This window comes from Amycolatopsis sp. NPDC058278, from assembly GCF_042881395.1.
In the GTDB taxonomy this organism is placed as follows: domain Bacteria; phylum Actinomycetota; class Actinomycetes; order Mycobacteriales; family Pseudonocardiaceae; genus Amycolatopsis.
Window position 1 is genome coordinate 88,717 of the sequence record NZ_JBHVXZ010000013.1, and the last position, 12,766, is coordinate 101,482.

Genomic DNA, 12,766 nt, shown 5'->3' on the forward strand with positions numbered 1-12,766 from the left:
CCTCACGCGTCCGGCAGCCAGTTCCCGTGGAAGCCCGCGGGCACCCGCTGCGGGAGGTGGACGGTCGCCACGGGCGCCGCGGCGAGGTTTCCGGCGTCGAGCACGACGAGGTCGCTGCGGTCCTCCGCCGCGTCGTGGACGTAGGTGAGCAGCCAGCCTTCGCCCTGCTCGGCGGGGACGAAGACCGCTTCGCCGGGAACGCGGCCGGGGGCGAAGACGTGCTCGGTGGCCGTGTCCGTGTGCAGGTCGTGACGGCGCAGGACGTCGTGGCCGGTGACGTGCCCGAAGCGGGCGTCGGACCCGGTGAGCCGGTCGTCGATGCGGGGGAACTCGCCCGGCCGGTCGTCGAGCCGGTCCTCGGTCACCGTGCCGGCCGCGAGGTCGATCGTCCAGCGCCAGAGCGTCGCCGGCGGGTCCTGGTGGCCGGCCCACCACTGGTGGTCGTAGCGCATGACGTGCACGACGATCCGGCCACCGGGCGTGTCGAACGCGTTGAGGGTGTGGAAGACGTAGCAGGGCGCGATCTCCAGCCAGCGGACGCCGGCTTCGGGCCGGTCGCGGCGCAGCACACCGAGCCGGGCGCCGTAGCCGGGGTCCCAGCGGTAGGGCATGCCCCGGCCGACCGACGCCCGGTCGAACACCACCGGCAGGTCGTAGAACACGACGTGCTCCCCGGTGAGCGCGAAGTCGTGCATCATCGTCAGCCCGGGCACGTCGATCGGCTGCTTGACGACGAGCTTCCCGGCGGCGTCGGCGCGGTAGTAGCCCACGTGCGGTGCGGTGATGCTGCCGTACCCGAAGAAGTGCAGCTCTCCGGTCACCGGGCAGATCTTCGGGTGCGCGGTCATCGCGTCGGCCAGTTCGCCGCCGAAGTCGTACACGCCCACGGTTTCGAGGTCCGTCGTGATCTCGTACGGCAGCGACGACTCGACGAGCGCGAGCGTGCGGCCGGCGTGGTTCACCACGTGCGTGTTCGCGACGCTGCTGTGCAGGTTCCGCGTGCCGTCTTCGTTGTACAGCTTCAGGTCCGGGTCGGCGAAGCTCTCGGTCCGCACCCAGCGGTTGCGGTACCAGGCGGCGCGGCCGCGTTCCAGGCGGACGCCGTGGACCATGCCGTCACCGGTGAACCAGTGCTTGCTGTCCTCGCGCGGGTTCGGGCCGTTGCGCAGGTACCAGCCGGTCAGCTCGGGCGGCAGGGCGCCGGTCACCGGGAGGTCGAACGCGGTCAGCTCGTCGTGGACGGGCGCGTAGGCGCCGGTGAGGTGGAAAGCGGAGGTGGTCACGCGGCTTCCCGGGCGCGGGCGCGCACGATGCGCGGGTAGCGGATGGTGAAGGCGACGGGGACGGCGAAGCAGAGGACCTTGAGCGCGATCAGCGCGAAGGCGGCGTGCGGCGCGAAGTTCAGCAGGGCGATGCCCGCGATCCCGCCGACGGTGAAGCTCGCCGCCCACACCAGCGTGATGATCACGTTGACCCGCTTGAACAGCGGGTTGTCCCAGAGCGCCTCCGGGGTCGACGTGCGGGCGATGCCGAGGGTGAACGGCTTCCCGATGGCGAGCGAGCCCCAGGCGGTGAGCGCCAGCCAGGCGTCGGTGAGCGCGCCGGTGTAGGTCTTCAGCGGGGACGCCGGGAAGCTGAACGCGACGGCGGTGAGCAGGGTGAAGAAGGCGAACCCGCTCCATTCGATGATCAGCGTGTCCGCCTTGCGGCCGTCGCGGCGGGCGAGCAGGAGCAGCGCGGCGGAGATCACCAGGCCGGTCAGTCCCGACCAGCGCCAGTCGAACTGGGTGGCGACCACGGCGAACGCGATCCACGGCAGCAGGCTCTTCAGGTAGTTCACGACGGGTCCTTCCCCGACATTCCAATTCTGACAGGTCGAAGTTAGAACGTGTCGGTTGGACATGTCAATAGTGGAATGTCATCATGGCGGTATGAGCCTTCGACACGCGGTGCTGGGGATGCTGGCCGACGAGCCCGGAAGCGGCTACGACCTGCTGAAACGGTTCGAGCGGGCGATGGCCAACGTCTGGCCCGCGACGCAGAGCCAGCTCTACGGGGAACTCGGCAAGCTGGAGGCCGCGGGCATGATCCACGTCCTCGCCGAGGGGCCGCGCGGGCGCAAGGAGTACGAGATCACCGAAGCCGGGCTCGAGGAGCTGCGGCACTGGCTGGTCGAGGTCGAACCCACCGGCCCGCCCCGCAGTGCCGCCCTGCTGCGGGTGTACTTCCTCGGCTCGGTCGCCCCGGACCGGGCGCGGGGTTACCTCGCGGCGATGGGGGAGTCGGGGCGGGAGCGCGAACGGCGGCTCGAGGAGCTGGAAACCACGATCGACTGGGGCGAGGACAACCAGTCGCTGTACGGCCGGCTCGTCCTGGAGTGGGGCAAGCGCTTCTCGGTCATGCAGCGCGAGTGGGCGGAGTGGGCGGTGAAGCAGGTCGAGTGACTGCGGGGCGCTCAGGCCGGTCCCCGTCACTGCTATGTTCCGGATCATGACCCACCGTGAGGACGACGACCGTGTCACGGCTTTGGCCCTGTCCGCCGGCCGCGGCGACCGGCGTGCGCTCGAGGCGTGGGTCCGCGCCACCCAGGCCGACGTCTGGCGCTTCCTCGCCCACCTCACCGACACCGCCGCGGCCGACGACCTGACGCAGGAGACCTACCTTCGCGCCTTCGGCAGCCTTCGCCGCTTCGCGGGGCGCTCGTCTTCGCGGACGTGGCTGCTGTCGATCGCCCGCCGCGTCGTCGTCGACCAGATCCGGGCTGCCGGCGCGCGGCCCAAGATCGCCGACACCGACTGGGAAGCCGCCGCCGAGCGCACCCGTGATCCCGCGGCCGGCTTCGAGGACCTGGTCGCACTGCGGCTGCTGCTCGACGGCCTGGAGCCGGACCGGCGCGAGGTGCTCGTGCTGACCCAGGTGCTCGGGCTGTCCTACGCCGAAGCGGCCGACGTCTGCGGCTGTCCGGTCGGCACCGTCCGCTCCCGCGTCGCCCGCGCCCGCGAGGACCTGATCCGGGCCCGGCGCGCCCGCGGGGCCGGCTGAACCAGCCCGCTGGGCCGTCCGGCGCTGTGGCGGCACACACATTCGGCGGCTTCCGCTGTCATCTCGTCACAGAGATGGGCGAACTCGGCTACTCCGCGTTGACGGCGTGTCAAGGGGTCCTTAGCGTGGCGCGCACCCCGCCACCACCCAGCAAGGGATCCCCGATGGCCCGTCCCACCACCGAACAGCCCGAGCCCGGGCAGGTCGGCCGCCGCCGCTTCCTGACCTACCTGGTCGCCGCGCCCACGCTCACCGTCGCCACGAAGCTCACCGCCGACGCGGTGGCCCCGGCCACCGCCGAAGCCGTCATCCCGACCCTGCCGCAGCCCGCGGAGATCCTCGACCTCGGTGACGTGCTGACGCTCTCCTGCGTGCCGACCGCCGGGATGCTCGTCCTCGAAATCACCACCGACGGCCGGGCGCGGCTGCAGCTGCCGCGCGCCGAGGTCGGCCAAGGCATCACGACGGCGAACGCGATGCTCGTCGCCGAGGAACTGGACCTGCCGCTCGACCGGGTCGACGTCGTGCTCTCCGACGCCCGCACCGAGCTGCTGTTCAACCAGCTCACCGGCGGGTCCAACACGATGCGCTCGCTCTACGACCCGGTCCGCGCCACCGCGGCGACCGCCCGCGCCCGGATGGTCGCCGCGGCCGCGGCGCAGTGGGGGACCGACGCGTCGAGGCTGTCCACACGCGACGGTGCGGTGTGGGCGCCCGACGGGCGCAACGCCTCCTACGGCGTGCTCGCCGGGCCCGCGTCGCGGTCCGGCCTGGCGATCGGGGCGGTGCAGCCGAAAGCCGAGTCGGCGCACACCCTGGTCGGGACGCCGACCTCGCGCCGGGACGCCCGCGCGATGGTCACCGGCGAGCAGGTCTACACGCTCGACCTCGACGTCCCCGGCGCCAACCCGGTGATGGTGCGGCGGCCGCCGACCATCAACGGCACGGTGCGGAAGGTGAACAACGAGGCCGCCGTCCGGGCCATGCCCGGGATCATCGACATCGCCGTCGTGAAGACCGGTGTCGCGGTGATGGCCGAGACCTTCGGCCAGGCCCTCGACGGCAAGAACGCCCTCGACGTCACGTGGGGCCCGGGCACGGTCGACGGCGAGGACGACGAGACGATCAAGAAGAAGCTGCGGGCCGCGGCGCTGCCGTTCGTGGTGCCCCCGCTGCTGACGCAGTACGTCGACGGCGAGTTCGACTTCGCCTTCGTCAGCCACGCGCCGATGGAGTCGAACTCCGCGGTCGCCGACGTGCGCGAGGACGGCGCGACCATCTGGGCCGGGCTGAAGTCGCCGATCGTGGCGAAGCAGACCATCGCCCAGGAGCTGGGGCTGCCGGAGAACAAGGTCACCGTGCACGTCCAGCAGGGCGGCGGGTCGTTCGGGCGGCGGCTGTTCTTCGACGCCGCCCTCGAAGCCGCGCACATCTCGAAGGCGATGAAGAAGCCCGTCCGGCTGATGTGGAGCCGCATCGACGACATGCGCCACGGCCGCGGGCGCGCGGCGAGTTACCACCGCATCCGCGCGACCTTCGCGCTCGGGCAGGTGCTGACGTTCGAACACCGCGTCGCCAGCGTGGAAACCGACTGGAGCCACGGGCTCGGCGAAATCCTCACGGCGTTCGCGGCGAAGCTGCCCGTCGGCGGCAACCTGAGCTTCGCGCAGACGGTGTTCCTGCTGACCGTCAAGTCGCCGTACAACTTCGGCGTCACCACACAGCTGCTCAACGAGGTCCCGCTGAAGTTCCACACTTCGGCGTGGCGGTCGGTCTACTCGGCGAACACCCGGGGCGCCGAAGAGATCATGGTCGACGAGATCGCCGCGAAGCTCGGCAAGGACCCGGTGGCCTTCCGGCGCGAGTTCATCAAGGAGGCACGCCAGCGCGCGGTGCTCGACAAGGTCGCCGAGCTCGGCGAGTGGGGCAAGAAGCTGCCCGCCGGGTTCGCGCAGGGGATCGCGGTCCACGGCGAGTACAAGTCCTACACCGCCTGCCTGGTCGAGCTGGACGCGCGCGACCCGAAGCGCCCGCGCGTCACGAAGGCGACCATCGCGGTCGACGTCGGCAAGCCGGTGAACCCGCGCGGGATCCAGGCGCAGATGCTCGGCGGCCTGACCGACGCGATCTCCACGACGCTGACCGCGGGCCTGCACATCGACAAGGGCCTGCCGCTGGAGGGCAGCTACTCGCAGTTCCACTACGCGCGGCAGAAGAATTCGCCGGCCGACGTCACCGTGCACGTCATGCCGGCCACCGGGTCGGACATCGGCGGCGCGGGCGAGCTCGGCCTGCCGGCCCCGGTCGGCGCGATCGCCAACGCCTACGCCCGGGCGACCGGGGTCAAGCCCCGCAGCTTCCCGATCACCTTCCCGGTCGACTTCGACCCGTTCCCGCGCTGAGGAGAGCCCCCATGCCGAACTACACCTTCGTGGTGAACGGGAAGACCGTCACCGTCGACGCGCCCGCCGACCTGCCGATGCTGTGGGCACTGCGCGACAAGCTCAAGGTCCGCGGGCCGAAGTACGGCTGCGGCATCAACGTCTGCAAGGCCTGCACCAGCCACCTCGACGGCGAGGCGTTCAACCCCTGCGTCACGCCGGTGTCGGAGTGCGCCGGGCGGGAGGTCACCACGATCGAGGGCCTGGCCGACGGCGACGACCTGCACCCGGTCCAGGAGGCCTGGCTCGAGCAGGACGTCGCGCAGTGCGGCTACTGCCAGCCCGGCCAGATCATGGCGGCGGTGGCGCTGCTGAAGAAGACGAAGAACCCGACGGACGCCGACATCGACGCCATCCAGAACGTCTGCCGCTGCGGCACCTACTTCCGGATCCGGGAGGCGATCAAGAGCGCGGCCGCGAAGATGGCCTGACGCGAATGCGGAGGTTCGACAAAAGAACCTCCGCATTCGCGGTTCTTGTAGCAAGTTCACTCGGACGTGGTGGCCTCGTTCGGGTTAGATGTCGGTCTCGGACCTCGACGAGGAGGCCGGGGACCGGAGGCCACCATGCACTACCAGGCGCTTCTGTCCGACGGGCTCGCCCCGCGCGTCGCCGTCCTCGCGGCCGAGGTCGAGCGGAAGCTGCCGGAACTCGTCGAGAGCACCGTGCGGCAGATCCGCGCCGAGATGCCGGTCTACGCCGATGCCCGGTTCGTCACGCACGCCGAGCTGCGGAACTCGGTGCGCGCCAACCTCGAGCACGTGATGCGCACGCTGCGCGGCTCGGACGTGCCGGACCTGTCCCAGGCCCGCGCGACCGGCCGGGCCCGCGCCCTGCAGGGCGCGCCGCTGCCGGAGCTGCTGCGGGCCTACCGGATCGGGCTCACCGAGGTCTGGCACCGGTTCGTCGAGCTGACCGCCGGTGCGCAGGACCTCGCCGGGCTGGTCGCGGCGACCACGGCGATCTGGGCGCTGATCGACGACCTCGCCGAAGCCCTCACCACGGCCTACCGGGACACGACGACGGAAGTCGTGGTGGCGCACCAGAACCGGCGTTCGGCGTTGGTTGAGGCGCTGTTCGCGGGCGGCGCCGCGACCGAGGGCACGTTGTGGGACATCGCCCGCGTGCTCGACTTGTCCCTGGACGGCACGTTCGTCGTCGTCGCGGCGGAAACCCCGCGGTTGGGCCAGGAGCCGCTGCCGCAGGTCGAGGCCCGGCTGCGTGCGCTCCAGTACGCCTCGGCGTGGCGGCTCACCCCGGACCTCCAGGTCGGCGTGGTGTCCCTGCGCGACCCCGCGGCGGCTCCGGCGATCGTCGACCTGGTCCGCGAGCACCCGGTGGGCCGGGTCGGGATCAGCCCGGTGTTCACCGGCCTCGGCAACACCGCCCGCGCGCTGCACCTGGCCCGGGTGGCGCTGTCGAGCATGACGCCGGGGACGCCCGGGCTGGTCCAGTTCACCGAGTCGCCGCTGGCCGGCCTGGTGGCCAGCGCCCCGGAGGCCTCGGTGCAGCTGGCCCACCACGTGCTCCAGCCGGTCCTGGACCTCCCGGGCGACGACCGCAACGTGCTGCTGCTGACGTTGCGCGCGTGGTTCGACTGCCAGGGTTCGACGAAGCTGACGTCGGAGCGGATGTTCTGCCACCCCAACACGATCCGCCACCGCCTGAAGCGGATCACGGAGGAACTCGGCCGATCGCTGACGAACCCGGCGGACATCGCCGAGCTGGGCGCGGCACTGCGGGCGCTGAACCTGTTCCCGGAGGCGGCCCACCTGCCGGCGCCGCGCTAGCGGACCCCGGGCCCGTACCGCCGCGCCATCCCGGTCAGCCACTCGCGGCCGACCGGGTTGGCCGTGTGGACGCGCACCTCGGCCGGCCAGCGGTCGTGTTCGCACAGCCAGCGCACCACCGGGCGGGTCGTGTCGTCGCCACCGAGGTCGTGGTCCAGGGAGATCGCCTCGAAGCCGCCGTCGCCGAGCAGGGCGATCGCCTCGGCGCTCGTCTTCGCCCACGTCCAGCCGTCCGGGGCCGGGCGCAGGTCGTCGACCCAGAGGCGGTTCACGCGGCCAGCAGTTCGCGGGTGCGGGCCTGCTCCTCCGCCGAGCCGAACGGCATCACCAGCAGTTCCGTCGCGCCCGCGTCCTCGAGGGACTTCACCTGGCGGCGCACGGTTTCCTCGTCGCCGACGATCGCGCTGTCCGAGATCCGCTCGTGGCCGTCGCGGTCGAGGATCGCGCGGTACGCCGGAACGTTCGCCGCTCCGCCGTAGGTCTCCTCGAGCCAGTGCCGTCGTTCGTCCACTTCGGACGTCACACAGATCAGCTGGCCGGAGACCACCCGGGCCGCCCGCCCCAGCGCGGGCACCACGAACTCGCCGATCGCCTTCGGGCCCGCCCAGGTCGTGATCACGCCGTCGGCGAGTTCGCCGGCCAGGCGCGTCGACTGCGGGCTCACCGAGCCGACCAGCACCGCGGGCCGCTCCGCGCCGGGTGCGTTCACCGCCCCCGCGGCCGTCAGCGACTCGCCGTGGACGTCGGCCTTTTCCCCGCGCAGCAACGGGTTCAACGCCTCCAGGTACTCGCGCAGGTGGCGGATCGGGCGGTCGTAGGAGTAGCCGAACTCGCCCTCGACGATGTGCTTGTGGCTCAGCCCGACGCCGAGGTGGACCGGCACCCCGGCCGCCGCCTGCACCGTCAGTGCCTGCGCGGCCATGGTGATCGGGTGCCGCGAGTACGTCGGTACGACGCACGTGCCCAGCCCGACACCGGGGGCGGCCGCGGCGAGCGCGGGCAGCGCCGTGAGCGCGTCCCAGCCGCCGCGCTGCGCCACCCACAGCGTGCCGTAGCCCAGCTTCGCCGCCTCGCGGGCTTGGGTCGTGACGGCGTCGAAGCCGACACCGAGTTCGTCGATCAGGATTCCGGTGTGCACGGGGGCCTCCAGAGTTTCAGTACGCGCGTTCGAGCTGTTTGCGATCGAGCGCGACGGCTTCGGTGAACAGCGCCAGCGCCCGCGGTGCCACGGCACGCAGCTGCCTCGTCGACACCGCGAGTGGCTCGAAGGCGTGCGCGACGACGTCGGCGATCAGGGCGGGCTCGGGCGGGGGAGTGCGGCCGAGGAAGCCGTGCAGCACGGCTTGGAAGGCGACGACGAGTTCGCGGACCGGCCGGTCGGTGCGCAGCAGGTCGTTCGACGCCAGCAGTTCCAGGTACTCGACGAAGGCTTCCGCGTGGCGCGGATCCAGCTTGCCGTGCAGCTTGGGCAGCAGCTTGCCGAGCGTGTCGGCGTCGTCGGCGTACCCGGCCCGCAGCAGCGGGCGCCGCAGCACGTTGGTGTACTGGATTTCGGTCAGCCGCGAGAGCCGGGCGGCGAGCGGATCGGCTTCGAGGGCGCTGACCAGGTCTTCGAGAGCCCGGACGGATTCGCGGAGCAGGACGGCGAGGAACAGCTCCTCGCGGTTCTTCCAGTGCAGGTAGACGGTCCCCTTGCCGACGTCCGCCCGCCCGGCGACGTCTTCGATCGTCGTGCGCCGGTAACCGGCGCGCAGCAGCAGCTCGGCGGCCGCGTCGAGGATCCGCTCGGCGCGCTCGGCCCGGTCTTCGGCGGGTGGCATGCTGCCATCGTATGACCAGTTTAGAAATTTGGTCAAACGTCGATGCTGAGGTGATCGGTGTCACGACGGCGTCCTGTCACGGGCGTCCGGCCGCCGGTGTCCTGTGGGCGATCGGATGTCGATGCGGAGAACGGGAAACACCATGAGCAAGGTCTGGTTCGTCACGGGTTCGTCGCGCGGCTTGGGCCGCTGCTTCGTCGAGGCCGCCCTGGGGCGCGGCGACCGGGTGGCCGCCACCGCGCGGTCCACCGAGAGCTTCGGCGAACTCGTCGCCACCTACGGCGACGCGATCCTGCCCCTGGAGATGGACGTGACCGACAAGGCCGCCGTCTTCGAGAGCGTGAAGCGGGCCGCCGAGCACTTCGGGCGGCTGGACGTCGTCGTGAACAACGCCGGCTACGCGCAGATAGGCGCCATCGAGGAGCTGACCGAGGCCGAACTGCGCGCCCAGCTGGAGACCAATGTGTTCGGCCCGGTGTGGGTCATCCAGGCCGCCCTGCCCGTGCTGCGCGAACAGGGCGCCGGTCACTTCATCCAGCTGTCGTCGGCCGCGGGGATCATCGCCATGCCGCTCGGCGGGGCCTACCAGGCGTCGAGGTGGGCGATCGAGGCGCTGAACGAAACCCTGGCGAAGGAGGTCGCCGACTTCGGCGTCAAGGTCACGATCATCGAACCGGGCGGCTTCGCCACCCGCGGCGGCAAGAACCCGGATCCCCTGGCCAACGGCCACGTCGCCGAGACCAGCCCGGTCTACGACGGGCTCCGCCGCCGGCTCGCCGAGGTCGCCGGCAAGCAGCCCGCCGGCGACCCGGCCTCCGCCGCCCAGGCCCTGCTCAAGGTCGTCGACGCCGCCAACCCGCCCCTGCGGGTCCTCTTCGGGCGGGGCTTCCACCCGATGATCCGGCAGGCCTATGAGGACCGGCTCGCGACCTGGGACGAGTGGCAGGACCTGTCCGCGGAGGCCCAAGGCGGCGACACCGAAACTGTCGGTGCCGACCGGTAGCGTGGAAAACGGGGGGCGCCCCCATCCGGACACGCAGGAAACGCAGTCCTGACGGACTGATCTCGTCCGGGGCCGCGCATCCCCTCGGCGCGAGTTCACTGGTCGACATACTCGGCCGCGGTCTTCGGGAGCGCGAGCATCACGAGTGCGGCCATGACGTAGAGCGCCGCGGAGACGACGAGGACGACGCTGAGCGCGTGACCGTGGCCGGCCAGTCCCGGTGCGTCGGTCGTCGATCCGGTGACGGTGGTGAAGAAGACCGTGCCGAGCACGGCGATGCCGATGGCGCCGCCGATCTGGTTGACGGTGGAGAGCACGCCGCCGGCGGCGCCTGCGTTGCGTCCGGGGATGCCGGTGAGGACGACGTTGACGAGGATGGGGGCGGCAAGACCGAGCCCGAGGCCGCCGAGGAAAAGGGCGAGGGCAAGCTGCCAGTATCCGGGATAGGTGCCGTCCCTGACGATCGCCCACAGGATGAGCTGGGATGCCGCGATGGTGAGCGAGCCGGTGATCAGCAGAGCTCGTCCGGCCTTGGCGGCGAGAGCGACGCCGAGTCCTGAAGTGACGATCGAGCCGAGCGCGTAGGGCAGGATCACCAGGCCGGTCTCCCACGCCGTGCGGTCGGTGCCGTTTTGGAGGTAGACCGACAGGGTGAGGAAGAACGATCCGATGCCGCCGAAGAAGAGCACGGACGCGCTCAGGCCGATCGTGAAGGCGCGGATTCGGAGCAGGGCCGGATCGAAGACGGGTTCGTTCCCGCGTCGGGTGAGGCGGCGCTCGTAGGCGAGGAAGATCGCCAGCACGATGATTCCGGCGGCGAGGAGGGCGTAACTGGCCCAGGTCCATCCCCAGGTCTCGGTCTGGATGATCGGCAGCAGCAGGAGCACGCTGCCCGCGGCCGCGAGCAGCGCGCCCAGGAGGTCCAGCCGCGCGGTCGAAGTGGAGCGGGACTCCGGCAAGGCCTTCGCGCCGATGGTGAGCGCCAGGATCGAGACAGGCACGTTGATCCAGAAGATGGTGCGCCAGCCCAGACCGAACGGGTCGCTGTCGACGAGCAGCCCGCCCAGCAGCGGGCCGGCGACCGAAGCGAGCCCCTGGACCGCCCCGTAGGCGCCGAACGCCTTGGCACGCTCGCCCGGGGCGAAGGAGGCCCGGATGATCCCGAACACCTGCGGGACCATGATCCCCGCGGTCAGTCCTTGCGCGGCGCGCATGCCGATGAGCATTCCGGGATCGGCGGCCAGCGCGCAGAGTGCGGAGGCGAGCATGAACCCGGTCAGCCCGATCGTGAACAGGCGCTTGCGGCCGTACTGGTCACCGAGCCGTCCGCCGGTGATCAGGCCCGCGCCCAGGGCGAGGACGTAGGCGGCGATCGTCCACTGGATCTGAGCGTCGCCGGCCCCCAGGTCACGAGCTATCGCCGGGGCCGCGACGGTGACGATCGTCGCGTCGAGGAGGTCCATGAAGGAACCGAAGAGCACCACCAGAAGGGCGACGCTCGCGCCGGTGCCGGAGATGGGCGCCGAGGCGCCCTCTCGAGAAGTCTGTGAGGCGGTCATGCCGGCCACCGTGGCAGATATAGTTGCCACCGAGTGACCGCTTGAGGTGAGGGGATGAGCGATGGCTGCCACCTCCGCGCGGACGCTCAAGCTGCTGTCGATCTTCGGGGTCGGCGCGACCTTGACCGCCGAGGAGCTCGCCACCCGGCTCGGGGCGTCGGTGCGGACCGTGCGGCGCGACGTCGACACGCTCAGAGAGCTCGGGTACGAGATCGAGGCCGTGCGCGGAGCGGGCGGCGGTTACCGGCTCGGCCGCGCCACCCGGTTGCCGCCGGTCGTCTTCGACGAGGACCAGGCTGTCGCGGCAGCTGTCGCGCTCCAGACCGTCCCCACGATCCTGCACGGCATCCGCGAGAACTCGGCACGCGCCCTCGCCACGCTGCAGCAGGCGATGCCCGCCCGCAGCCGTGTGCACGCCGAAGCGTTCACCGTCTCCGCGGCGCGCAACTACTGGGAGTTCCCCGCGGCGCCCATCGATGCCGAGATCATCCGCGTCATCGGTGGCGCGATCAACCGGCAGCACCTCGTTCGCGTGGACTACACCGGCGAGGGCGAATTGGCGACGCTCACGCTGGAACCACACGCCCTCGTCGTGTGGGCGGCACGGTGGTACCTCGTCGCGTTCGAACCGGACGCGGACCGATGGCGCGCGATCCGCATCGACCGCCTCGAACCACGCATGCCCACGGGAAGAACCTTCGACCGCCGCGACGTCCCGCACGGCGATCCCGCCGCCTTCGTCATGGGCACGCACGACCGCGGCGACACCCCGGCGGAATGGCCATGCCGCGGGTCGGCGCTCGTCGCGTTACCCGCGCCCGTCGTCGCCCGGTTCGCCCCCGGCGGATCGACGGTCGAACACCACACCGACTCCAGCTGCCGGCTCACGCTCGGCGCGTGGTCATGGGCAGGACTGGCGGGACTGCTCCTCACCTTCGACGCCGACGTCACGGACATCCGACCGGCGGAACTCAGGCAGGCACTGCGCTCCTTGTGCACCCGCATCGACGAAGGACTCGGGCACCCGGACAGGTGACATCGATACGATCGGCAGCAGTGCGACGCCCCCGGAGCGTGGAAGCGACCGGGGGCGTCAGTCATGTCGGGCCCC

At 71.3% G+C, this 12,766-nt stretch carries 13 protein-coding genes; 7 read left to right on the plus strand and 6 right to left on the minus strand.

The annotated features are described in order from the left end of the window. Window positions 1-2: 2 nt before the first annotated feature. Entirely contained in the window at window positions 3-1,283 is a 1,281-nt protein-coding gene (locus tag ACFVYA_RS09325) for a carotenoid oxygenase family protein (protein WP_387043992.1), read from the minus strand. Continuing rightward, entirely contained in the window at window positions 1,280-1,840 is a 561-nt protein-coding gene (locus ACFVYA_RS09330; RefSeq protein ID WP_387043994.1) for a hypothetical protein, read from the minus strand. The genes ACFVYA_RS09325 and ACFVYA_RS09330 overlap by 4 nt, the downstream gene beginning before the upstream one ends. Window positions 1,841-1,931: 91 nt before the next feature. On the opposite strand from ACFVYA_RS09330, the gene ACFVYA_RS09335 reads away from it, so the two are divergent. The 5 genes from ACFVYA_RS09335 (at window position 1,932) to ACFVYA_RS09355 (ending at window position 7,273) form a co-directional block, all read left to right on the plus strand. Next, window positions 1,932-2,444 (plus strand): PadR family transcriptional regulator, encoded by a 513-nt coding sequence (locus ACFVYA_RS09335; protein WP_387043996.1) that lies wholly within the window; start codon window positions 1,932-1,934, stop codon window positions 2,442-2,444. A gap of 46 nt (window positions 2,445-2,490) precedes the next feature. After that, window positions 2,491-3,042 carry an RNA polymerase sigma factor SigC gene (gene sigC, locus ACFVYA_RS09340; protein ID WP_387043998.1) on the plus strand — a complete coding sequence of 184 codons (552 nt, stop codon included), beginning with the start codon at window positions 2,491-2,493 and terminating at the stop codon, window positions 3,040-3,042. Between the two features lie 164 nt (window positions 3,043-3,206). Continuing rightward, window positions 3,207-5,444: a molybdopterin cofactor-binding domain-containing protein gene (locus tag ACFVYA_RS09345; protein WP_387044000.1), complete on the plus strand. Its 2,238-nt coding sequence runs from the start codon at window positions 3,207-3,209 to the stop codon at window positions 5,442-5,444. An 11-nt stretch (window positions 5,445-5,455) separates the two neighbouring features. Beyond that, a complete protein-coding gene (locus ACFVYA_RS09350; protein WP_285990245.1) occupies window positions 5,456-5,914 on the plus strand; it encodes a (2Fe-2S)-binding protein in 459 nt (152 codons plus the stop codon). 135 nt (window positions 5,915-6,049) lie between these two features. After that, on the plus strand, window positions 6,050-7,273 hold the full coding sequence (locus ACFVYA_RS09355; protein WP_387044002.1) for a PucR family transcriptional regulator: 1,224 nt from the start codon (window positions 6,050-6,052) through the stop codon (window positions 7,271-7,273). Here the strand turns inward: ACFVYA_RS09355 and ACFVYA_RS09360 are convergent. The 3 genes from ACFVYA_RS09360 to ACFVYA_RS09370 are packed head-to-tail and all read right to left on the minus strand — an operon-like array spanning window position 7,270 to window position 9,093. Beyond that, complete coding sequence (locus ACFVYA_RS09360; protein WP_285990247.1) at window positions 7,270-7,545, minus strand: cyclic-phosphate processing receiver domain-containing protein; 276 nt, start codon at window positions 7,543-7,545, stop codon at window positions 7,270-7,272. The genes ACFVYA_RS09355 and ACFVYA_RS09360 overlap by 4 nt on opposite strands. Beyond that, on the minus strand, window positions 7,542-8,411 hold the full coding sequence (locus ACFVYA_RS09365; protein WP_387044005.1) for a TIGR03564 family F420-dependent LLM class oxidoreductase: 870 nt from the start codon (window positions 8,409-8,411) through the stop codon (window positions 7,542-7,544). Before ACFVYA_RS09365 ends, ACFVYA_RS09360 begins: the two co-directional genes overlap by 4 nt. 16 nt (window positions 8,412-8,427) lie before the next feature. After that, window positions 8,428-9,093 (minus strand): TetR/AcrR family transcriptional regulator, encoded by a 666-nt coding sequence (locus ACFVYA_RS09370; protein WP_387044007.1) that lies wholly within the window; start codon window positions 9,091-9,093, stop codon window positions 8,428-8,430. A gap of 142 nt (window positions 9,094-9,235) precedes the next feature. On the opposite strand from ACFVYA_RS09370, the gene ACFVYA_RS09375 reads away from it, so the two are divergent. Then, a complete protein-coding gene (locus ACFVYA_RS09375; protein WP_387044009.1) occupies window positions 9,236-10,096 on the plus strand; it encodes an SDR family NAD(P)-dependent oxidoreductase in 861 nt (286 codons plus the stop codon). A 95-nt stretch (window positions 10,097-10,191) separates the two neighbouring features. On the opposite strand, the gene ACFVYA_RS09380 is transcribed toward ACFVYA_RS09375, so the two are convergent. Beyond that, the gene (locus ACFVYA_RS09380) at window positions 10,192-11,655 is read right to left on the minus strand and encodes an MFS transporter (protein WP_387044011.1); all 1,464 of its coding nucleotides are present in this window, start codon (window positions 11,653-11,655) and stop codon (window positions 10,192-10,194) included. A 61-nt stretch (window positions 11,656-11,716) separates the two neighbouring features. Here ACFVYA_RS09380 and ACFVYA_RS09385 point away from each other — a divergent pair, with 61 nt between their 5' ends. Beyond that, complete coding sequence (locus ACFVYA_RS09385) at window positions 11,717-12,691, plus strand: helix-turn-helix transcriptional regulator (protein ID WP_387044013.1); 975 nt, start codon at window positions 11,717-11,719, stop codon at window positions 12,689-12,691. The last annotated feature ends 75 nt before the right edge of the window (window positions 12,692-12,766 follow it).